At 48.1% G+C, this 1,589-nt stretch carries 3 protein-coding genes; 1 reads left to right on the top strand and 2 read right to left on the bottom strand.

The features are described 5' to 3' along the window. Positions 1 to 331: hypothetical protein (locus AC1DWB_RS34805; protein ID WP_477545639.1), on the top strand; the 331-nt coding region annotated here is incomplete at its 5' end. Positions 332 to 350: 19 nt separating this feature from the next. Here the strand turns inward: AC1DWB_RS34805 and AC1DWB_RS34800 are convergent. Together AC1DWB_RS34800 and AC1DWB_RS34795 are read right to left on the bottom strand one after the other, a co-directional pair. Beyond that, the gene (locus AC1DWB_RS34800; protein WP_477545638.1) at positions 351 to 1,142 is read right to left on the bottom strand and encodes a peptidoglycan recognition protein family protein; all 792 of its coding nucleotides are present in this window, start codon (positions 1,140 to 1,142) and stop codon (positions 351 to 353) included. Continuing rightward, on the bottom strand, positions 1,099 to 1,518 hold the full coding sequence (locus AC1DWB_RS34795; protein ID WP_477545637.1) for a hypothetical protein: 420 nt from the start codon (positions 1,516 to 1,518) through the stop codon (positions 1,099 to 1,101). Before AC1DWB_RS34795 ends, AC1DWB_RS34800 begins: the two co-directional genes overlap by 44 nt. Positions 1,519 to 1,589: the final 71 nt, after the last annotated feature.

Raw genomic sequence — 1,589 nt, 5'->3', positions numbered from 1 at the left:
GGGATACCCACAAGAAATTCAGGAACTGATTCTCAAATACCTCCAAGCTGCATACCACCAGAAATACAAGGACTTCACCCTAGCCGACATCGCCATACAACCGTATCACAAGCAAATATGGGTATGGTGGACCGCTCGGGCTTACTACAAGATCAACAACAGCTACCTGCGGTTAGAAGACGCTCCATCGGATGCAGAGGATGGTACATGGATCGCGGTCATGGGTAACACACGAGACACGTATCAGAAGCGCGGAGGGAAGTGGGTTTTGGTGCAGACGGTCACACAAGAAGAAGTAAAAAAAGTATATGGAGTAGCCCCGCCAGGGTAGGCGAGGCTTTTTGTGTTATTCAAAGAAATCCATGTTCTCGCATAGCCGATTCCAGCAACATCAGCCGCTCAATGGCCCATGTTTTCCCTTCTTCTGTAACCGTAGGCTTACCGTATTGATCCAACCCCTGCGCGGTGTTACGCGTCCATAGGATGACGTTTGCCATACGGAAGGCGAGTTCGGCACGTGCAGCTTTCGAATCCTTCCACTCTAACCTTTGTTGGATCTCCGTCACGGATTGAATAAACCTAGTCATGCTAAATCCAGGGCAATCAGTACTCGCGTAGTAGTTATGGCCGATCGTACGTGCGTAGCTCGGCAACAACGGACGGAGTGTCAATTCAAGCGCAATCATCGCACGTAGATTCGCATCAGAAAGTTCGTCAGCTTGGCGAACGATCTCCTTCGTTACCTTGTCCCTCAATGGTGAGTAGCAGCCCTCCACCGCAATACTGACAACGAACGGATTCTTACCCGATATTGCATAGACAAAGGTTAACAGATCGTTGCATTGCTCGATCTGCCCGTCCTTGATATAGAAGGTGTACGGCATTCCACCATCGCCTGTAGTTTCGTTCTTAGTCAGTCTAATGTGATTGTTGGCATGAACGGTAGCCGTGGCTCCATCCTCAAGGAACGTTCCTGTATGGTGCCATCCGATGTCAGTTAGGGCCGTGAGTTGTCGGCGTGGATTAAGCGCGTCCCAATCCTTAACTTTGTTCTTGGGCAGTGTATCCGTCGAGTCTATTATTTGGGGAACGCCTAGCTCATTTAAAAGATTCTGTGGTATTTGAATGTTTCGTGTTTGCAATAGTACCACCCTCCCTCTTTAAGGATTTATTGTCGGTCACTGCCTTCCCAGTAATTATCAATCCAGCAAATCCGACAATTCCCATTAACTCTCCTTCTGTCATCGGCCAATCGTAATAGTTGCCCACCCCAAGCAATAAGCAAGCGAATGCCATTGTTAATGTTTTAATCCCGAAAAGTGAACTTCTAGGCGATTGCCCCGCTTGTACTCTAGCAATATCCTCTTTGAACTGAGCGATAAGGAAGTTGATGACCACTAGCAGAGCGGCGATTACCTTACCGATGTCCACGTGTAGGCCATAGTATTTGTTTACCGCGGTGATGATGATAGTTACGATGAACGTGAGCCATTTTGGATCAAGATATTTCGATGCCATGTCGTACCCCTCCTTGTATGATGTCCACCATTTGTTTAACCGCATGGGCCGTTTCATGGTCCACGCATAGC

The organism is Paenibacillus sp. P4_E11, from assembly GCF_056401635.1.
This window is presented reverse-complemented; position numbering and strand designations above follow the sequence as displayed.